15 protein-coding genes are annotated in these 19,460 nt (G+C 72.3%); 11 read left to right on the top strand and 4 right to left on the bottom strand.

Features of this window, described 5'->3' with window-relative positions; genetic code table 11:
- Window positions 1–199 precede the first annotated feature (199 nt).
- Window positions 200–1,243 (top strand): 3-isopropylmalate dehydrogenase, encoded by a 1,044-nt coding sequence (locus CCN44_RS13255; RefSeq protein WP_086697755.1) that lies wholly within the window; start codon window positions 200–202, stop codon window positions 1,241–1,243.
- Between the two features lie 238 nt (window positions 1,244–1,481).
- A complete protein-coding gene (locus CCN44_RS13250; protein WP_059252765.1) occupies window positions 1,482–2,570 on the top strand; it encodes a branched-chain amino acid aminotransferase in 1,089 nt (362 codons plus the stop codon).
- On the opposite strand, the gene CCN44_RS13245 is transcribed toward CCN44_RS13250, so the two are convergent.
- Window positions 2,567–4,030, bottom strand: a complete 1,464-nt coding sequence (locus tag CCN44_RS13245) for a cytosine permease (RefSeq protein ID WP_086697754.1) — start codon at window positions 4,028–4,030, stop codon at window positions 2,567–2,569. The two genes, CCN44_RS13250 and CCN44_RS13245, sit on opposite strands and share 4 nt — an antisense overlap.
- 145 nt (window positions 4,031–4,175) lie before the next feature.
- Here CCN44_RS13245 and ureA point away from each other — a divergent pair, with 145 nt between their 5' ends.
- The 7 genes from ureA (at window position 4,176) to CCN44_RS13205 (ending at window position 11,967) form a co-directional block, all read left to right on the top strand.
- Window positions 4,176–4,883: an urease subunit gamma gene (ureA, locus tag CCN44_RS13240; RefSeq protein WP_059252767.1), complete on the top strand. Its 708-nt coding sequence runs from the start codon at window positions 4,176–4,178 to the stop codon at window positions 4,881–4,883.
- Complete coding sequence (locus CCN44_RS13235) at window positions 4,880–6,604, top strand: urease subunit alpha (protein WP_059252768.1); 1,725 nt, start codon at window positions 4,880–4,882, stop codon at window positions 6,602–6,604. The genes ureA and CCN44_RS13235 overlap by 4 nt, the downstream gene beginning before the upstream one ends.
- 16 nt (window positions 6,605–6,620) lie before the next feature.
- Window positions 6,621–7,661: an agmatine deiminase family protein gene (locus CCN44_RS13230; protein WP_086697753.1), complete on the top strand. Its 1,041-nt coding sequence runs from the start codon at window positions 6,621–6,623 to the stop codon at window positions 7,659–7,661.
- Between the two features lie 18 nt (window positions 7,662–7,679).
- A complete protein-coding gene (locus CCN44_RS13225) occupies window positions 7,680–8,285 on the top strand; it encodes a TetR/AcrR family transcriptional regulator (RefSeq protein WP_059252770.1) in 606 nt (201 codons plus the stop codon).
- Window positions 8,286–8,327: 42 nt separating this feature from the next.
- Complete coding sequence (locus CCN44_RS13220; protein ID WP_059252771.1) at window positions 8,328–9,629, top strand: MFS transporter; 1,302 nt, start codon at window positions 8,328–8,330, stop codon at window positions 9,627–9,629.
- Window positions 9,630–9,914: 285 nt separating this feature from the next.
- Window positions 9,915–11,528 (top strand): citramalate synthase, encoded by a 1,614-nt coding sequence (gene cimA / locus CCN44_RS13210; protein WP_086697752.1) that lies wholly within the window; start codon window positions 9,915–9,917, stop codon window positions 11,526–11,528.
- 13 nt (window positions 11,529–11,541) lie between these two features.
- Window positions 11,542–11,967 (top strand): VOC family protein, encoded by a 426-nt coding sequence (locus CCN44_RS13205; protein WP_059252773.1) that lies wholly within the window; start codon window positions 11,542–11,544, stop codon window positions 11,965–11,967.
- Between the two features lie 115 nt (window positions 11,968–12,082).
- On the opposite strand, the gene CCN44_RS13200 is transcribed toward CCN44_RS13205, so the two are convergent.
- From CCN44_RS13200 to CCN44_RS13190, 3 genes are read right to left on the bottom strand one after another with little or no spacing between them, the layout of a single operon-like run.
- On the bottom strand, window positions 12,083–12,685 hold the full coding sequence (locus CCN44_RS13200) for a GOLPH3/VPS74 family protein (RefSeq protein ID WP_059252774.1): 603 nt from the start codon (window positions 12,683–12,685) through the stop codon (window positions 12,083–12,085).
- Between the two features lie 54 nt (window positions 12,686–12,739).
- Entirely contained in the window at window positions 12,740–13,228 is a 489-nt protein-coding gene (locus CCN44_RS13195) for a hypothetical protein (protein ID WP_237481399.1), read from the bottom strand.
- Window positions 13,229–13,244: 16 nt separating this feature from the next.
- On the bottom strand, window positions 13,245–15,110 hold the full coding sequence (locus CCN44_RS13190; RefSeq protein ID WP_208639764.1) for a ricin-type beta-trefoil lectin domain protein: 1,866 nt from the start codon (window positions 15,108–15,110) through the stop codon (window positions 13,245–13,247).
- A gap of 124 nt (window positions 15,111–15,234) precedes the next feature.
- Here CCN44_RS13190 and CCN44_RS13185 point away from each other — a divergent pair, with 124 nt between their 5' ends.
- Both CCN44_RS13185 and CCN44_RS13180 read left to right on the top strand, forming a co-directional pair.
- Window positions 15,235–18,249, top strand: a complete 3,015-nt coding sequence (locus CCN44_RS13185) for a glycoside hydrolase family 3 protein (RefSeq protein WP_086697750.1) — start codon at window positions 15,235–15,237, stop codon at window positions 18,247–18,249.
- A 53-nt stretch (window positions 18,250–18,302) separates the two neighbouring features.
- The coding region (locus CCN44_RS13180; protein ID WP_086697749.1) for a hypothetical protein at window positions 18,303–19,460 on the top strand (1,158 nt) is incomplete at its 3' end.

Genomic DNA, 19,460 nt, shown 5'->3' with positions numbered 1-19,460 from the left:
ATGCCGACGTCGGGGACGAGGGGCTCGGGGGGCGTCCCCCGGGAAGGAGCGGTCATGCCCCGGAACCTTCCACCGGGGCCCGACGCCCGTGCCACGTCCGGGTGAACACCGACCGACGGGATGACCGCCGCAACCCGTCCGGGTGTCCGGATGGCGGACAGGGTGTGTCATCACATGGGACGAGGAGTAGGGTGCCCGCATGTCTCGCAGCATCAATCTCGCAGTGGTCCCCGGTGACGGCATCGGCCAGGAGGTCGTGGCCGAAGGTCTCAAGGTCCTCTCCGCCGTCCTGCCGCAGGATGTGAAGCTGGAGACCAAGGAGTACGACTTCGGCGCCCAGCGCTACCACGCCACCGGTGAGACCCTCACCGACGCCGACCTGGAGCAGCTGCGGCGGCACGACGCCATCCTGCTCGGCGCGATCGGCGACCCGTCGGTGCCGTCCGGCGTCCTGGAGCGGGGCTTCCTGCTCAAGCTCCGCTTCGCCTTCGACCACCACGTCAACCTGCGCCCCTCGAAGCTGCTCCCCGGCGTCGCCACCCCGCTCGCCGGCCAGCCGGAGATCGACTTCGTCGTCGTCCGCGAGGGCACCGAGGGCCCGTACACCGGCAACGGCGGCACCATCCGCAAGGGCACCCCGCACGAGGTCGCCACCGAGGTGTCCGTCAACACCGCCTACGGTGTCGAGCGCGTGGTCCGCGACGCCTTCGAGCGGGCCCAGGCCCGTCCGCGCAAGAAGCTCACGCTGGTCCACAAGAACAACGTGCTGACCTTCGCCGGGCACCTGTGGACGAACGTCTTCAACCGGGTGGCCGAGGAGTACCCCGAGGTCACCACCGACTACATCCACGTCGACGCGGCGACGATCTACCTGGTCACCGACCCCGCCCGGTTCGACGTCATCGTCACCGACAACCTCTTCGGCGACATCATCACCGACCTCGCCGCGGCCGTCTCCGGCGGCATCGGCGTGGCCGCCTCCGGGAACATCAACCCCAGCCGCGAGTTCCCGTCCATGTTCGAGCCGGTCCACGGCTCGGCCCCGGACATCGCCGGCCAGGGCAAGGCCGACCCCACCGCCACCGTCCTGTCCGTCGCCCTGCTGCTGCGCCACCTCGGCTACGACGACGAGGCCGACCGCATCGACGCGGCGGTCGCCGCCGACCTCACCGAGCGCACCGGGAAGCCGGCCCGCTCCACCTCCGAGATCGGCGACGCCCTCGCCGTACGCGTAGCCGGCTGACCCGCCGCGCTACCACCCAGCCGCCGGGTCGCAACCGCACCCGGCGGCTTTTCCTGTGCCTCGCCGGGTGCCACCATCAACCCCTGGGCCGCTTCACCCCGATTCCGTCCGCTACCGCCCCCGCGCGATAATCGAACGCGGAGCCGCGATATGAGGGAATGCTCGGACGTCCTATCACCGACGACCGGCAGTACAGGCGTGAGCGCGGCCCGACACTACAACCGGTGAAGGACAACACATGACGACGCCCACGATCGAGCTCAAGCCCTCCGCCAGCCCGCTCGCCGCCGCAGAGCGCGAGGCGATCCTGGCCAACCCCGGGTTCGGCCGCCACTTCACCGACCACATGGTGACGATCAAGTGGACCGAGGGTCGCGGCTGGCACGACGCCCAGCTCGTCCCCTACGGCCCGATCTCCCTGGACCCCTCCACTCACGTCCTGCACTACGGCCAGGAGATCTTCGAGGGCCTGAAGGCCTACCGCCAGCCCGACGGCTCGATCGCGCTGTTCCGCCCCGAGGCCAACGCCCGCCGCTTCCGCAGCTCCGCCCGCCGCATGGCCATGGCCGAGCTGCCCGAGGAGCTGTTCATCGCCGCGCTGGACGCGCTGCTCACCCAGGACGCCGACTGGGTTCCGCCGCACGGCGGCGAGGAGGCCCTGTACCTGCGGCCCTTCATGTTCGCCACCGAGGCCGCGCTCGGCGTGCACCCCGCGAACGAGTACCTGTTCATGCTGATCGCCTCCCCGTCCGGCGCGTACTTCGCCGGCGGGGTGAAGCCGGTCACCATCTGGGTCTCCGAGGACCACGTCCGCGCGGTCCCGGGCGGCACCGGCGACGCCAAGACCGGCGGCAACTACGCCGCGTCCCTGCTGCCGCAGGCCGAGGCCGCCGCACACGGCTGCGACCAGGTCGTCTACCTCGACGCGGTCACCCGCACCAAGGTCGAGGAGAGCGGCAGCATGAACGTCGCCTTCGTCTACGGCGACCGGATCGTCACCCCGTCGCTCACCGGCTCCATCCTGGAGGGCATCACCCGCGACTCCCTCCTCCAGGTCGCCCGGGACCTCGGTTACACCGCCGAGGAGGGCACCATCACCCTCCAGCAGTGGCGCGAGGACGCCGCGTCCGGTGCGCTGACCGAGGTCTTCGCCTGCGGCACCGCCGCGGTGGTCACGCCCATCGGCCACGTCAAGACCAAGACGGACGCCTGGTCCCACGGCGACGGCACGCCGGGGCCGGTCACCCTGCGGCTGCGGGAGGCCCTGCTGGGCATCCAGCGCGGGATGACCGAGGACAAGCACGGCTGGATGCACCGCGTCGGTTAAGAGCGCGGTTCGAACTGCCGTGAAGGGGCGTCGGGCGACTGCGGCTGCGTCGGGGCGGAGCGCGCGGTTCCCCGCGCCCCTTCGGGACGCGCCTCCAGCAGGACGTACAGCGCACCGCCCACCGCCCCCGACAGCAGGAAGCTGCAGTCCACCCCGCCGGTCCACGCCAGCAGCGGGCCCTCGTACGACGGCAGGGACACCGCCAGCAGGCCGACCGCCGCGCCCAGCGTCCAGGACACGGTCGCGCCGACGTTCCAGCCCGCCCGGTACCAGTAGACCCCGCCCCGCGAGCGGCGGTTGAAGACCTGGAGGGCGTCGGCGTCGTACACGCCGCGGCAGCGGGCGAAGCCGATGAGGGTGATGACCGCCCAGGGGGTGCCGATGGCGGTGAGCAGGAGCACGAAGGACGTCATCGCCGACTGCGCGTCCCAGGCGTAGTGGCCGGCGAAGACGCAGGCCGTGGCCACCACGGCGACCGTGTAGGTGGCGCGGGCGCGGGAGGCGCGGGGCAGGATCGCGTCGAGGTCCAGGCCCATGGAGTACAGCATCAGCCCCGCGTTGCCGACCGAGCCGGCCGACGCGGCCAGCAGCAGCGGCACCAGGTACCAGCCGGGGGAGGCCGCGACCAGCGGGCCCGCGTAGTCGGTGGCCGCGCGCGCCGCGTAGGCCGTGAAGGTGCCGAACAGCTGGGGCACCAGCAGCCCGAGGAACAGGCCGAGCCAGGTGGCGTGCAGCACGCGGCGGGCGCGGTGGCGGGCGGGGGAGATGTAGCGGGTGTAGTCGCCGAGCAGGGTGATGAAGGCGATGGGCCCGGACAGGCCCGCGGCGACCACCGCCAGGAACCAGGTGGGCCAGAAGGAGCCCAGCAGATAGCCGCCCGCGTCCGGCAGCGCGGCGGTGGTGAAGTGCGGGGCGTAGGCGAGGACACCGAGCAGCAGCAGGGCCGTCATGCCGACGGCCAGCACCCGGGACATCGCGAGCAGCACCCGGTAGCCGTAGACCGCGCCCGCGACGGTCGCCGCGGCGAGCACCGCGTAGACGAGGGCGTACGACACCCCGTCCGCCGGCACCCCGAAGAGCCGGCCGAGGACCCGCAGCATCACGTCCCCGCCGATCCACACCGTCAGCGCGGTGTAGCCGAGGGCCAGCAGCAGCCCCACCACCGAGCCGACGAGCCGGCCGCGCACGCCGAACTGGGCGCCGGAGGAGGTGGACAGGTTGGTCGCGGTGCGCAGCGAGACCAGCGCGAGCGGGGCGGTGAAGAGGATGCCGGCCACCGTGCCCGCCACGATCGCGCTCACCGACGCCCACCAGCCGAGCCCGAAGGACGGCGGCAGCCAGCCGAAGACGATCACTCCGAGGCAGAGGTTGGACCCGAGCAGGATCGACACGAGGTCGCGTGGCCCGCTGGTCCGTTCCTGCTCCGGGATGGTGTCGACACCGCGCTGTTCGATCGGCATGGCTGGTCTCCTTCGACGGCCGCCTCACTGGATTAGAGCGACGTTCAATGTGACGTGAAGCGTGTCCGTCGTCAATGCTTTCTCCGCAGAGAATCTGTGTTTAGAGTGGTGCTCTAATCTGGGGAAGGCAAGGAGGTGCCGGGTCGTGAGACTGACCCCCACGGAACGTGACCGGCTGCTGCTCTTCGGAGCCGCCGAGCTGGCCCGGGCCCGCCGGGCGCGCGGCCTCAGGCTGAACGTGCCGGAGGCCACCGCGCTGATCGCGGACACCGTCTGCGAGGCCGCCCGCGACGGCAGGCGGCTCGCCGAGGCGATCGAGGCGGCCCGCTCCGTGCTCGGTCCCGAGGACGTCCTGCCGGGCGTCGCCGACGTCGTCACCGAGGTGATGGTCGAGGCCGTCTTCGACGACGGCTCCCGGCTCGCGGTGGTCTCCGACCCCATCGGCGGCGGGCTGGGCGAGCACGCCCCGGGCGCGCTGCTGCCCGGGCCCGAGCACGCCGACCCCGAGCCGGTCGTCCGGCTGCGCGTCACCAACACCGCGACCGTGCCGGTCTCCGTCACCTCCCACTTCCACTTCTTCGAGGCCAATCCGCGGCTCGACTTCGACCGCGAGCGGGCCTACGGCATGCGGCTCGCCGTACCCGCCGGCTCCTCGGTCCGCTTCGGGCCGGGCGAGAGCGAGGAGGTCGGACTCGTGCCGATCGGCGGCGAGCGGATCGCGATCGGCTTCGCCGGCCTGGTGGACGGGCCGCTGGACGCGCCGGGCGCCAAGGAGGAGGCCCTGCGGAGGGCCGCCGCGTGCGGCTACCTCGGAGTGACAGCTGTGACACCGGAAGGAGGCGAGGGGCGATGAGCCGCTCGAAGGGACGAGAGGTGAGCCGGTCGATCCACGTCGACCCGCACGCCTACGCGGCCACCCACGGCCCGCGCGCCGGCGATCGCATCCGCCTGGGCGACAGCGGGCTGACCGTCCGGGTGGAGTCCGACGCCCAGAAGTACGGCGACGAGTTCCTCGCCGGCTTCGGCAAGACCGCCCGCGACGGACTGCACCTGAAGGCCGCCGCCGTCCGCGACACGTGCGACGTCGTCATCAGCAACGTCGTCGTGATCGACGCGGCGCAGGGCATCCGCAAGGTGTCGATCGGCATCCGCGAGGGCCGCATCCACGCCATCGGACGGGCCGGCAACCCGGACACCCTCGACGGCGTGGACGTCGTCGTCGGCACCGGCACCTCGATCGTCTCCGGCGAGGGTCTGATCGCCACCGCCGGTGCCGTCGACACGCACGTGCACCTGCTGTCGCCGCGCATCATGGAGGCCTCCCTCGCCTCCGGCGTCACCACGATCATCGGGCAGGAGTTCGGCCCCGTCTGGGGGGTCGGCGTCAACTCGCCCTGGGCGCTGCGCCATGCCTTCAACGCCTTCGACGCCTGGCCGGTCAACATCGGCTTCCTGGGCCGGGGTTCGTCCTCCCACGCGGCGCCGCTCATCGAGGCCCTGGCCGAGGGCGGGGCCAGCGGCTTCAAGGTGCACGAGGACATGGGCGCCCACACCCGGGCGCTGGACACCGCGCTCCGGGTCGCCGAGGAGCATGACGTCCAGGTGGCCCTGCACAGCGACGGACTGAACGAGTGCCTGTCGGTCGAGGACACCCTGCGGGTGCTGGAGGGGCGCACGATCCACGCCTTCCACATCGAGGGCTGCGGCGGCGGACACGTCCCCAACGTGCTGAAGATGGCCGGTGTCCCGAACGTCATCGGCTCCTCCACCAACCCCACCCTGCCCTTCGGCCGGGACGCGGTCGCCGAGCACTACGGCATGATCGTCTCCGTCCACGACCTGAAGACCGACCTGCCCGGCGACGCCGCCATGGCCCGCGACCGGATCCGGGCCGGCACGATGGGCGCCGAGGACGTGCTGCACGACCTGGGCGCGATCGGCATCACCTCCTCCGACGCCCAGGGCATGGGCCGGGCCGGGGAGACGGTCCGCCGCACCTTCGCCATGGCCGGCAAGATGAAGGGCGAGCTGGGCCCGCTGGAGGGCGACGGCGAGGGTGACGACAACGCCCGCGTCCTGCGCTACATGGCCAAGCTGACCATCAACCCGGCCATCGCGCACGGCCTGGCGCACGAGGTCGGCTCGATCGAGGCCGGCAAGCTCGCCGACATCGTGCTGTGGCGCCCGGAGTACTTCGGCGCCAAGCCGCAGCTCGTGCTCAAGGCCGGCTTCCCGGCCTACGGCGTGGTCGGCGACCCCAACGCGGCCACCGACACCTGCGAACCCCTCGTGCTGGGACCGCAGTTCGGATCGTACGGCGCCACCGCCGCCGACCTCTCGGTGGCGTTCGTCGCCCAGGCCGCCGTCGACCAGGGCAACGACCGGATGCCCACCCGGCGCCGCCGGGTCGCCGTGCGCGGCACCCGCGGCATCGGCCCCGCCGACCTCCGTCTGAACTCCCGCACCGGAGCGGTCGACGTCGACCAGCGCACCGGCCTGGTCACGCTCGACGGCGACCCGCTGCGCTCGGCACCCGCCGACTCCGTCTCCCTCAACCGCCTCTACTTCCTCTAAGGATCCGGGAACTCCTATGACCACCCCCGCCGCAGACGGCTTCCGCATGCCCGCCGAGTGGACCCCGCACGAGCGCACCTGGATGGCCTGGCCCGGCCCCAACCCCACCTTCGAGGACCCGGACGACCTGGCCGCCGCCCGGATCGCCTGGGCCCGTGTCGCCCGCGCGATCCGCCGCTTCGAACCGGTGACGGTCGTGTGCGGGCCCGGCCAGTCCGCCGCCGCCGAGACCCTCCTCGGCCCCGGCATCGACACCGTCGAGCGGGAGCTGGACGACGCCTGGATGCGTGACATCGGCCCCACCTTCCTCACCGACGGCAAGGGCGGACTGGCCGCCGTCGACTGGACGTTCAACGGCTGGGGCGCGCAGGACTGGGCCCGCTGGGAGCACGACTCCAAGATCGGCGCGTACGTCAGCGACCTCGCGGGCGCGACGACGTACGCCTCGCAGCTGGTCAACGAGGGCGGTGCGATCCACGTCGACGGCGAGGGCACCGTGCTGCTCACCGAGACCGTGCAGCTCGGCCCCGAGCGCAACCCGCACTGGTCCAGGGCCGAGGTCGAGGCGGAGATCCACGCCCACCTCGGCACCGAGAAGGCGATCTGGCTGCCGCGCGGCCTGACCGGCGACTACCCGCCCTACGGCTTCGGCACCCTCGGCCACGTCGACATCGTGGCCGCCTTCGCCCGGCCGGGTGTCGTGGTCGCCCACCACCAGCCGGACCCGGCCCACCCCGACCACGAGGTCACCAAGGAGGTCATCGGCCTGCTGAAGTCGGCGACCGACGCCCGGGGCCGCAGGCTGGAGGTCGTGGAGGTGCCCGCGCCGACCGTCCTGGAGGCCGACGGCCACTGGGCCGACTACTCGTACATCAACCACTACCTCTGCAACGGCGGCCTGGTGCTGTGCGGCTTCGACGACCCGCGTGACGAGATCGCCGCCGGCATCTTCCGCCGGCTGTTCCCGGAGCGCACGGTGACCCTGGTGGACGCGCGTACGATCTTCGCGGGCGGAGGCGGTATCCACTGCGTCACGCAACAGCAGCCGAAGGTCTGACACGTACAGGAGCAGCAGATGGCCGGTGCGGGCCGGGCGCGCAGGAACGCGCCGCCGCGCGAGGAGGTCCTGGCCGCCGCCATGGACATGATCGCCGAGCGCGGTCTGGAGAAGCTCACCATGGCGGGGCTGGGCCGCGAGGTCGGCATGAGCAGCGGCCATCTCCTGTACTACTTCCGCTCCAAGGACGAGCTGCTGCTCCAGACCCTGGAGTGGAGCGAGGGCCGGCTGGGCGCGGAACGCGGCCGGCTGCTCACCGGGCCGGGCAGCGCCCGCGAGCGCCTGGAGGCGTACGTCGACCTGTACGTCCCCGAGGGGCACCGCGATCCGCACTGGACGCTCTGGCTGGAGGTCTGGAACCGCTCGCAGAACGCCGACGACGACGCTCGCGCCCGGCAGGCCGCCATCGAGGGCGCGTGGCACCGGGATCTCGTCGCGCTGATCGCCGAGGGGATCTCGCGGGGGGAGTTCCGGGCGGTGGACGCGGACCGCTTCGCCGCGCGGCTGCGGGCGCTGCTGGACGGGTTCTCCATCCATGTGGCCATCGGGTTGCGGGGCACCGACCGCGGACAAGTCCTTCACCATGTGGGGGAGTTCATCGGGGACGCGCTCTTGATGGCGTAGTCGAAGGAATCGTTCACTCTGCGTCCGGGCAAGTAACGGCGCATGGGACGTCATCACTGGAAGAAGATCTGGGTCGGCTCGGCGGGCAACATGGTCGAGTGGTTCGACTGGTTCGTGTACGCGAGCTTCGCCACGTACTTCGCCGGCGCGTTCTTCCCGAGCGGCAACCCCACGGCCCAGCTGATGAACACCGCCGGCATCTTCGCCGTCGGTTTCTTCATGCGCCCCGTGGGCGGCTGGCTGCTGGGCCGGGTCGGTGACCGCAAGGGCCGCAAGGCGGCGCTGACGCTGACCGTCACGCTCATGTCGGCCTCGGCGGTCCTCATCGCCGTCGCGCCGACGTACGCGGTCGCCGGGTACGGCGGCGCCCTCGTCCTGCTCGTCGCCCGGCTGCTCCAGGGCCTGTCGGTGGGCGGCGAGTACGCGGCCAGCGCCACCTATCTCACCGAGGCCTCCGACCCGAAGCGGCGGGGCTTCGCCTCCAGCTTCCAGTACGTGTCGATGACGGCCGGCCAGATCGTGGGCCTCGGCCTGCAGATCGTCCTCCAGCGCACCATGTCCGACGACGCCCTGCACAGCTACGGCTGGCGCATCCCGTTCGTCGTCGGCGCGCTCGGCGCGGCCGTCGTCTTCTACCTGCGCCGGAACATGCTGGAGACCGAGGTCTACGAGGAGGACACCTCGCACGCCGGGGAGCGCGGCACGCTGCGCGCGCTGTGGCAGCACCGGAGGGAGGCGTTCCTGGTCATCGCCCTCACCATGGGCGGCACGGTGGCCTACTACACGTACACCACCTACCTCACCAAGTACCTGTCCAACTCGGCGGGCCTGTCCAAGGAGACCGCGACCCTGGTCTCCTTCACCGCGCTGATCGTCTTCGCCTGCCTCCAGCCGCTCGCGGGCGCCCTCTCCGACCGGATCGGCCGCCGCCCGCTGCTGATCACCTTCGCCGTCGGCTCCACCTTCCTGACCGTGCCGATCATGACGCTGCTCCGGCACGTCGACGGCTACTGGCCGGCCCTCGGCCTCGCCCTGCTCGCGCTGGTCGTGGTCACCGGCTACACCTCCATCAACGCCTGCGTGAAGGCCGAGCTGTTCCCGACCGGCGTGCGCGCGCTCGGCGTCGCCCTGCCGTACGCCATCGCCAACGCCCTCTTCGGCGGCACCGCCGAGTACGTCGCGCTGTGGTTCAAGAAGGGCGGTGCCGAGTCCGGCTTCTACTGGTACGTGGCCGCCTGCGCCGCCGTGTCCCTCGTGGTGTACGTCACCATGCGCGAGACCAAGGACCTGGATCTGGCCCGGGTGAAGGCCCGGGACGATTCCAGGGTGACGACCGCATCCTGAGACGGGCGGTGAGCCGGGGGCGGGGCTGTGCCAGACTGCCCCCGTGCTCTCGTTCGCCATGATTATTGGCAGCAGGCGCGCCGGTCCGCAGTGACCACCTCGTACGACCAGGTGCGGGTGGCCACCGTCGTCCTCGACCCGCGCGCAGACCTCTCGCACCCGCGAGGGGTTTTTTCGTTTTCCGGCCCACCTACAGCCGGCGACGGAGCGCGAGGGAGCATGGAGGAACGGTGGAGCCGGTCATTCCGGTAAAGACCGAAGATCCACAACAGGAGCCTTGAGACCATGACCGAGACGGCAACCAGCGAGCTGTTCGACGACTCGTTCCACGTCTTCGACACCACGCTGCGCGACGGCGCGCAGCGCGAGGGCATCAACCTCACCGTCGCGGACAAGCTCGCCATCGCCCGGCACCTGGACGACTTCGGCGTCGGCTTCATCGAGGGCGGCTGGCCCGGCGCGAACCCCCGCGACACCGAGTTCTTCGCCCGCGCGCAGGAAGAGATCGACTTCAAGCACGCCCAGCTGGTCGCCTTCGGCGCCACCCGCCGCGCCGGCGCCAAAGCCGCCGAGGACCCGCAGGTCAAGGCGTTGCTGGAGTCCGGTGCCCCGGTCATCACCCTGGTCGCCAAGTCGCACGACCGGCACGTGGAGCTGGCGCTGCGCACCACCCTGGACGAGAACCTGGAGATGGTCCGCGACACCGTGTCGTACCTGAGGGACCAGGGCCGCCGGGTCTTCGTGGACTGCGAGCACTTCTTCGACGGCTACCGCGCCAACCCCGAGTACGCCAAGGCCGTCGTCCGGACGGCCGCCGAGGCCGGCGCCGACGTCGTCATCCTCTGCGACACCAACGGCGGCATGCTCCCCGCCCAGGTCCACGCGGTCGTCTCCACCGTGCTCGCCGACACCGGCGCCCGGCTCGGCATCCACGCCCAGGACGACACCGGCTGCGCGGTCGCCAACACCCTGGCCGCCGTCGACGCGGGCGCCACCCATGTGCAGTGCACGGCCAACGGCTACGGCGAGCGCGTCGGCAACGCCAACCTGTTCCCGGTGGTGGCGGCGCTGGAGCTGAAGTACGGCAAGAAGGTGCTGCCCGACGGCAAGCTGCGCGAGACCACCCGCATCTCCCACGCCATCGCCGAGGTCGTCAACCTGACGCCGTCGACCCACCAGCCGTACGTGGGCGTCTCCGCCTTCGCGCACAAGGCCGGCCTGCACGCCTCCGCCATCAAGGTCGACCCGGACCTCTACCAGCACATCGACCCCGAGCTGGTCGGCAACACCATGCGCATGCTGGTCTCCGACATGGCGGGCCGCGCCTCGGTCGAGCTGAAGGGCAAGGAACTCGGCATCGACCTGGGCGGCGACCGCGAGCTGGTCGGCCGGGTGGTCGAGCGGGTCAAGGAACGCGAGCTGAAGGGCTACACGTACGAGGCCGCCGACGCCTCCTTCGAGCTGCTGCTGCGCGCCGAGGTCGAGGGCCGGCCGCTGAAGTACTTCGACGTCGAGTCCTGGCGGGCCATCGTGGAGGACCGGCCCGACGGCACCCACGCCAACGAGGCCACGGTCAAACTGTGGGCCAAGAGCGAGCGGATCGTGGCCACCGCCGAGGGCAACGGCCCCGTCAACGCCCTGGACCGCGCCCTGCGCGTGGCGCTGGAGAAGATCTACCCGCAGCTCGCCAAGCTGGAGCTGGTCGACTACAAGGTCCGCATCCTGGAGGGCAAGCACGGCACCTCCTCCACCACCCGGGTGCTGATCTCCACCACGGACGGCTCCGGCGAGTGGTCCACGGTCGGGGTCGCCGAGAACGTCATCGCCGCCTCCTGGCAGGCCCTGGAGGACGCGTACACGTACGGCCTGCTCCGGGCGGGCGTGGCACCGGCCCAGTAGCCACAGTGGAGGTATGACCTCACACGCCGACGACGTGCTGTCCCGGGCCCGTGTCGCGACCCGGCTGCCCGCCCGGGACCTGGACCGGGCCCGGCGCTTCTACGCCGAGAAACTCGGCCTGTACCCGGTGGACGAGCGGCCCGGCGGGCTGCTGTACCGGTGCGCGGGCGTGGACTTCGTCGTGTTCCGCTCGACGGGGGCCTCGCCCGGCACCTTCACCCAGATGGCCTTCGAGGTGGACGACATCGAGGGGGTCGTGACGGAGCTGCGCCGCCGGGGCGTGGTCTTCGAGGAGGTCGACGTGCCCGGCCTCCGCACCCGCGAGGGCATCGCCGACATCGAGGGCAACTATCCGAGCAAGGGCGCGCGGGCGGAGCGGGGCGCGTGGTTCCGGGACAGCGAGGGCAACCTGCTGGGCATCGGCCAGCTGATCCTGTGAGGCCCAGCCGGTCAGCGCCCCGACGGGGCGCGGGGCTGTGTCGAAATCCGGCTCCGCCGGGGCGCGGCCGGCCACCACGGCGCCGCGGACGGCCGACGGCCCCCCGAGCGGAGCGCTACGGCGCTCGCCAGATGTTGTCGAAGGCGATGTTCTCGATGCGGCGCCGCTCGCGCACGGCCTCCAGTTCGGTGACCGCGTCGCCGACCGCGGCCAGCACGGTGACGACGGCCTCGTCCTCGGGCTCCTGCGGGCTCGGCCGGCCCTCCGGGATGCCCAGGGTGGCGGCGAGCCCGGTGAGGACGGGGTCGCGGGAGTCCCAGCGGTCGGCCGCGTGCCGCCGGGCGGCGGTGTCGGCCGGTACGGCGTCCCGGCTCCGGCCCGGCAGCCAGTGCCTGCGCCTGCCGGTGAGCTGCCCGTCGGCCTCCAGGACGTCACCGTAGGCCACGGCCAGCCCCTGCCCGCGCCGCCACAGCCAGTCCTCGACCGTCTCGTACGGCTCCTGCCGCACGAGCGCCGCCCCCGCCTCGTCCAGCATCCGGTCACCCGTGGTCAGCACCGGCCCGGGCACGATGCGCTCCCCCTCCAGGGCGAGCGCCCGGGCGCCGAGCAGATCGATCAGCTCGGCCCCGGCGAGCGCCAGCGACAGATCACCCTGCGCGACGGGGTGCTCGCCGGGGACGTCCAGGCTGACGAGGAACAGATCCTGAGGTGTGGTCATACTCCCACCATGGTCCGGCGGCGGCCGATCCGCACCACGCCACACCGCCCTCCCTCAGCAGGCGTCGGCCGCGAGCCGCTCGAACGCGCGCGGGCTCATCGCCCGGCCGTCCGCCCAGACCCGGCCGGGCCGGAGCCGGCCGATCTGCTCGCCGGTGAACTCCACACTGCCGTTGTAGGAGTCGCCGCCCGTGTAGTGCCCGAACCGCAGGGCGTAGTGGTGCCGGGGCAGCAGCCGCTGCGCGCCCCGGTGCCGGGCCCGCCAGCCGGCGGGCGGGTCGAAGAGCGGGAAGTCGGCGTCGCCGCGCAGCCCCTCCCGGTCCGTGTCCCACCCGGTGGTGACGGGCCCCTCCCCGCCGCCGCGGGGCCGCCCGTCCAGGTGCGGGCCCCGATAGCCGTCGTCACCGCACGGACGGAACACCGCGTACGGCGTTCCGTCCGCCGCGATCCGCACCCCCGCCAGCGGCAGGTCGACGGCGCCGCAGCCGCTGAGCAGCAGCATCCCGCCGACGATCCCCGCCGCCACGGCCCCCGTACGTCTCATGCTCCGCCTTACCGCCTCACCGCAGGGTCCACTTCTGGTTGGCGGCTCCCGTGCAGGACCAGATCTGGGCCCGGGCCCCGTTCGCCGGTGAATTGTCCGTGACGTCGAGGCACTTGTCGGCCGCCGTGTTCACCACATCACCGGTGGCCGCGTCGTACGACCACCGTTGGGCACCGGTTCCGTTGCAGTCGTACAACTGCACCTTGGCCCCGTCGGCGGTCGAACCGGCGGCCACGTCGAGGCACTTGCCGAGCGCCCGGACCGATCCGTCGCCCTGGACGGTCCACTGCTGGGCCGCGCTGCCGTTGCAGTCGTAGAGCTGCACGGCCGTACCGTCGGCGGACGAACCGCCCGCCACGTCCAGGCACTTGCCGGCCAGGCCCACGAAGGCGCCGGTCCGGGCGCCGCCGCCGGACTGGGTGCCGGACCAGGTGAAGGTGGCCGAGGTCCTGCCGGGCAGCGAGTAGGTGGCGTGCTGGGAGCCCCAGTTGACGGTGACCGTCTTCGCCGACGCCGACTCGTTGTACGCGATCAGCGCCTTGCTGCCGTCCGGGTTGCGCCAGGCCACGTTGGGCACGGCGGTGGACGCGGTGGAGGCGATGCGCTGGGCGCCGGGGCGGACGAACTTGGTCAGGTGGCCCATGGTGTAGTACTCGACGGTGTAGTCCACGGTCCCGCTCGCGCCGTCTCCGTTGTGCACCGTGATCAGGCCGGTGCAGGTGCCGCAGCCGCCGTTGTGCGGGCCCCTGTTCTGGTCCACGGCCAGCGACCACTTGGTCACCGACTTCGCCCAGTTGCGGGTGTAGTCGATGATGTTGTGCATGTCCTCGCGCTGCTGGTCGGCGATCCAGGTGCCGCCGGAGTGCTCGGTGCCGAAGGCGTCCAGCTCGGGGTACCGGTTGTGCACGGACGTCTGCTTGGTGACGTCGCCGCCGTAGCCGTGCCAGGCGATGCCGCCGAAGTTGGGGTGGGCGCGGACGGCCGGGTCGTCCACGGTCTGGGCGGCGTAGGAGTCGTAGACGTCCCAGTTCCAGTCGTGCGCCAGCACCTTGGTCGACAGGCCCGCCGCCTGGAGCTTCGGCAGCAGTTCGTTCTTGGTGAAGTAGGCGAGGCCGCTGGCGTTCCAGCTCATCGACGGGTAGCCGGAGCAGCAGGTGGGCTCGTTCTGGGCGGTGACGTAGCGGACGTCCACGCCCTGCGCCTGGTAGGCCTGGAGGTACTTCACGAAGTAGGAGGCGTACGCCCCGTAGTACTCGGCCTTCAGCCAGCCGCCGTTGAGCGAGCCGCTGTCCTTCATCCAGGCCGGCGCCGTCCACGGCGAGGCCATCACGGTCAGGGACGGGTTCAGCCGGAGCGCCTGCCGGGTGAGCGGGACGACGTCGGCCAGGTCGTGCGCGACGGAGAACCGCGCCAGCGACGGGTCGGTCTGGCCGGCCGGCACGTCGTCGTAGGTGTAGCCGTAGCGCGCGAGGTCGGAGGCGCCCATCGGGTTGCGCAGGAAGGACAGGCCGATGCCGTCCGTCGGAGAGAACAGCTTGCGCATGGCCGCGTCCCGGGTCGCCGGGGACAGCGCCCCGCTGCTGTTCATCAGCCAGGCCGCGGTGTCCGTGAAGGAGGCGCCGCCGCCGGTGAAGGTCTGGTAGCGGGTGTTCTCGTCCACGGTGATGTTCTCGCCGCCGCCGCCCGCCCCGGGCTGGAAGGCGAACGGCGTCTGTGCCTGGAGGCCGCGTACGACGTGCCGGCCGGCGGAGTCGTCGGTGGTGGTGAGCCAGGCGGTGACCTGCTCACCGGCCGCGTGCGCGGGGGGTACGGCCACACTGAGGCCGGCGGCGGAGAGCAGCCCGGCGAGCAGCAGCCGGACTGTGCGGGGGGATCTCCTCATGGTGCGTCGCCCTTCCTCTCGGGACGGCGGAGCTGACGGGTCGTCTTGACGGGGATAGGTGCCCCTAGTTAACTCACGGCGTGAGCTAAGCCCTGAGTGAACCATGAGAGCCGAGGGAAGGTCCATGCGAAGAACCGCCCTGCTCGCCTCCGCCGCGCTCCTCGCCGGTCTGCTGCCCTGGGCGGCGACCGCGCGAGCCGCCGGCGAACCCGCCCCCGTTCCCGTCGACCGCTTCGAGGGCGAGGTGCCCTTCGCCGCCCAGCCCGCCGAGGGGATCTTCACCTGGGGCGGCGACGCCGACGACCCGCCCACGCTCCGCCTGGCGGACCGCGCCGACGCCCCCGAGGGCGGCAAGGTCCTCACGGGCGGCTACGACATCAGCGGCTACGGCGGCTTCACCCACGACTACGCCGCCACCGCACCCGCCCACGACTGGTCCGCCCACCAGGGCATCAGGTTCTGGTGGGAGGGCCGGAACAACGGCAAGAAGATCACCTTCGAGATCAAGGACGGCGGCGCCCACGGCGAGGCCTCCGAACTGTGGACCGCCTCCTTCACCGACGACTTCACCGGCTGGAAGCAGATCCAACTCCCCTTCACCGACTTCGCCTACCGCACCGACCACCAGCCCGTCGGCGGCATCGACCACGTCCTCGGCCTCAAGGAGATGTGGGGGTACGCCGTCACCCTCCCGGCCGGCCTCAAGGGCGACTTCGCCATGGACGGCGTCGAGCTGTACGGCAGGGCCGACCAGGCCCTGCGCGCCTCCGTCACCACCGACGCGCCCGTCGTCCCGGTGCGGGAGGGCGGGACGGCCAGGGTGAAGGTCACCGTGGCCACCACCGGCGAGCAGCCGCTCACCGAGCCGGTGACCGTCACCTACGCCACCGCGGACGGCACCGCGGCCTCCGGCACGGACTACACCCCCGTCTCCGGCACCCTCACCTTCCCGGCCGGCACCGCCTCCGGCACGGTACGGACCGTCGCGGTGCCCACCCGCCGGGACAAGGCCGCCGAACCCGCCGAGACCGTCCCGCTGCGCCTCACGGTCACCGGCGCGAAGGCCCCCGCCGAGACCCCGCAGGTCGTGATCGACGCGCACGGACTTCCGTACCTGAACGCCGCGTTGCCGGTCCGCAAGCGGGTCGCGGACCTGCTGGGCCGGATGTCCCTGGCGGAGAAGGCCGGCCAGATGACCCAGGCCGAGCGCGGCGCCGTCGGCCAGGGGGCCGACATCGCCGGGTACGCCCTCGGCTCCCTGCTCTCCGGCGGCGGCTCCACGCCCACCCCCAACACGCCCGAGGCCTGGGCGAAGATGATCGACGCCTTCCAGCTGCGCGCTCAGGCGACGCGCTTCCAGATCCCGCTGATCTACGGCGTCGACGCGGTCCACGGCCACAACAACCTCTCCGGCGCCACCGTCATGCCGCACAACATCGGCATCGGCGCCACCCGCGACCCCCGGATCGCCCGGCGGACGGGCGCGGTGACGGCCGCCGAGGTCCGCGCCACCGGCGTCCCCTGGGACTTCGCGCCCTGCCTGTGCGTGAGCCGCGACGAACGCTGGGGCCGCTCCTACGAGTCCTTCGGCGAGGACCCGGCGCTGGTCGACTCCATGGAGACCGTGATCCAGGGCCTCCAGGGCCGCGCCGACGGCCGGGACCTGCGGCGCCCGGACAAGGTGCTCGCCACGGCCAAGCACTTCGTGGCCGACGGCGGCACCGCGTACGGCTCCTCGACCACCGGGACGTACACCATCGACCAGGGCGTCACCACGGTCACCCGCGAGCAGCTGGAGGATCTCCACCTGGCCCCGTACCGCACGGCCGTCGAGCGGGGCGTCGGCACGGTCATGCCGTCGTACTCGTCCCTGGACATCGCCGGAGACGGCAAGGGCGCGGTGAAGATGCACGCCCGCGGCGACATGATCAACGGCGTGCTCAAGGGCCGCATGGGCTTCGACGGCTTCGTCATCAGCGACTGGAACGCCGTCGACCAGCTCCCCGGCGACTTCGCCGCCCGGGTCCGCGCCTCGGTCGGCGCGGGCGTCGACATGATGATGGTGCCGTACACGTACAAGGAGTTCAGCACCACGCTCGCCGACGAGGTGAGGGCGGGCCGGATCAGCGAGCGGCGGATCGACGACGCGGTCTCCCGCATCCTCACCGAGAAGTTCAGGCTCGGCCTCTTCGAGCACCCGTACGCCGACACGAGCGGGGCGGCCCGGATCGGTTCGCCGGAGCACCGGGCCGTGGCCCGGCAGGCCGCCGCCGCGTCGCAGGTGCTCCTGAAGAACTCCGGGGGCCTGCTGCCGCTGAGGAAGAGCCAGAAGGTGTACGTCGCCGGGTCCAACGCCGACGACATCGGCAACCAGACCGGCGGCTGGACCCTCACCTGGCAGGGCGCCTCCGGGAACACCGTCCCCGGCACGACGATCCTGGAGGGCCTGCGGAAGGCGGGCGGCGACATCACCTACTCGAAGGACGCCTCCGCCCCGACGGCCGGCCACGACGTCGGCGTGGTCGTCGTCGGCGAGACCCCGTACGCCGAGGGCGTCGGAGACGTCGGCAACGGCCACGACCTGAAGCTGTCCGCCGCCGACCGGGCCGCCGTCGACAGGGTGTGCGCGGCCATGAAATGCGCGGTGCTGATCGTCTCCGGCCGCCCGCAGCTCGTCGGCGACCGGCTGGACGCGATCGACGCCCTGGTGGCCTCCTGGCTGCCCGGCACCGAGGGCGACGGCGTCGCCGACGTCCTCTACGGAAGGCGCCCCTTCACCGGACAGCTCCCGGTCACCTGGCCGAAGTCGGAGGCGCAGCTGCCGATCAACGTGGGCGATGCGGCGTACGACCCGCAGTTCCCCTACGGGTGGGGCCTGACCACGCTCACCCAGGTCCCGAAGGGCGGTACGGCCACCCTGCACGACCTCGCCGCCCGGGCCGCGGCGGCCGAGCGGCGCGGCGACGAGCGGACCGGACGGGCCCTGGTGACCAAGGCCCGGCTGCTCGTCCAGCAGAAGGCGGACGGCCACGTCACCCAGGCGGTCGCGGCCCCCTTCGCCGACGCCGACCACCTGCTGCTGACCGGCCGCTACGGAAAGGCGGTGCAGAAGCTGGCGCAGGCCTACCGGGCGGCCTGAACCCAGGCCGAGAAGGCTGACCGTTATGGGGAGGTTTCGGGTAGTTTCGAGGTATGAAGGCCGTGCCGCGGACCCGAAGCCTCCCCGCCCTGCTCCTGGCCGTCCTGGCCCTGGTCCTGGCCGCCGTGTGGGCGCCCGGAGCGAGCGCGGACACCAGCGTCTCCACCATCGCCCGGGCCCTGCGCGCCGGCCCGGTCTACGTCGACCCGGCGGCCCGGGACCAGCTGTCCGACGCCGACGCCGACACCCTCGCCGACCGGATCAAGGAGGCGGACAAACCCCTGTTCATCGCGGTCCTCCCGGACGGATACCGCACCACGAACCTCTTCTCCGACCTGCGCGCGGCGACCGGCGTCACCGGCCTGTACGGCATCCGCCTCGGCGACCGCTTCGACGCCCGCGCCGACTCCTCCGTCATGTCGTCCGCGGCCCGGCAGAACCTGGTCCGCAGCGTCCAGGGCGAGGACGCCAAGGCCCAGCTGGCCGACTTCACCGACCGCGCCCTGGCCAACATGGGCGGCCACGCCCCGCGCAGCTGGGGCGGCTCGGCCGCCGACGGCAGCGGCATGTCCACCACGGGGCTGATCACGACGGCCGCGATCCTGGTCATCGCGGGCACGGGCGCGTACGCGCTGGTCCGGCGCAGCCGCCGGCGCCGCGAGGAGGAGCAGCGGGCCGCCCTGGACCGGCTGCGGGTGGTCGTGGACGAGGACATCACCGCGTTCGGCGAGGAACTCGACCGCCTCGACTTCCGCCCCTCGGAACCGGGCGCCGACGACGCGATGCGCGCCGACTACGAGCATGCCCTGGACGCCTACGACACCGCCAAGCAGCGCATGGCCGCGGCACGGAGACCGGAGGACGTCCGGCCGGTGACCGAGACCTTGCAGGACGGCCGCTTCTCCCTCGCCCGGCTGGCCGCCCGGCGCGAGAACCGCCCCCTGCCGGAACGCCGCCCGCCGTGCTTCTTCGACCCCCGCCACGGCCCCTCGGTCTCCGACGCCGTCTGGACCCCGCCCGGCGGCAGCCGGCGCGAGGTCCCGGTCTGCGCGGCCGACGCCACCCGTCTGGCCGACGGCCGCGACCCCGTGATCCGCGAGGTCGACACCGACCAGGGCCGCCGCCCCTACTGGGACGCGGGCCCGGCGTACGGCCCCTGGGCGGGCGGCTACTTCGGCGGCGGCCTCCTCCCCGGCCTGCTCGCCGGCACC

This window comes from Streptomyces tricolor (assembly GCF_002155905.1).
GTDB classification, from domain to species: domain Bacteria; phylum Actinomycetota; class Actinomycetes; order Streptomycetales; family Streptomycetaceae; genus Streptomyces; species Streptomyces tricolor.
The sequence above is the reverse complement of the archived record's forward strand: the minus strand, read 5'-3'. Positions and strand labels throughout refer to the sequence as shown.

Excerpts from the sequence above, each read along its gene's own strand:
- CCN44_RS13255 (WP_086697755.1), top strand. The coding sequence starts at position 200 with ATGTCTCGCAGCATCAATCTCGCAGTGGTCCCCGGTGACGGCATCGGC.
- CCN44_RS13250 (WP_059252765.1), top strand. The coding sequence starts at position 1,482 with ATGACGACGCCCACGATCGAGCTCAAGCCCTCCGCCAGCCCGCTCGCC.
- CCN44_RS13245 (WP_086697754.1), bottom strand. The coding sequence starts at position 4,030 with ATGCCGATCGAACAGCGCGGTGTCGACACCATCCCGGAGCAGGAACGG.
- CCN44_RS13235 (WP_059252768.1), top strand. The coding sequence starts at position 4,880 with ATGAGCCGCTCGAAGGGACGAGAGGTGAGCCGGTCGATCCACGTCGAC.
- CCN44_RS13230 (WP_086697753.1), top strand. The coding sequence starts at position 6,621 with ATGACCACCCCCGCCGCAGACGGCTTCCGCATGCCCGCCGAGTGGACC.
- CCN44_RS13225 (WP_059252770.1), top strand. The coding sequence starts at position 7,680 with ATGGCCGGTGCGGGCCGGGCGCGCAGGAACGCGCCGCCGCGCGAGGAG.
- CCN44_RS13220 (WP_059252771.1), top strand. The coding sequence starts at position 8,328 with ATGGGACGTCATCACTGGAAGAAGATCTGGGTCGGCTCGGCGGGCAAC.
- cimA (WP_086697752.1), top strand. The coding sequence starts at position 9,915 with ATGACCGAGACGGCAACCAGCGAGCTGTTCGACGACTCGTTCCACGTC.
- CCN44_RS13205 (WP_059252773.1), top strand. The coding sequence starts at position 11,542 with ATGACCTCACACGCCGACGACGTGCTGTCCCGGGCCCGTGTCGCGACC.
- CCN44_RS13200 (WP_059252774.1), bottom strand. The coding sequence starts at position 12,685 with ATGACCACACCTCAGGATCTGTTCCTCGTCAGCCTGGACGTCCCCGGC.
- CCN44_RS13195 (WP_237481399.1), bottom strand. The coding sequence starts at position 13,228 with ATGAGACGTACGGGGGCCGTGGCGGCGGGGATCGTCGGCGGGATGCTG.
- CCN44_RS13190 (WP_208639764.1), bottom strand. The coding sequence starts at position 15,110 with ATGAGGAGATCCCCCCGCACAGTCCGGCTGCTGCTCGCCGGGCTGCTC.
- CCN44_RS13185 (WP_086697750.1), top strand. The coding sequence starts at position 15,235 with ATGCGAAGAACCGCCCTGCTCGCCTCCGCCGCGCTCCTCGCCGGTCTG.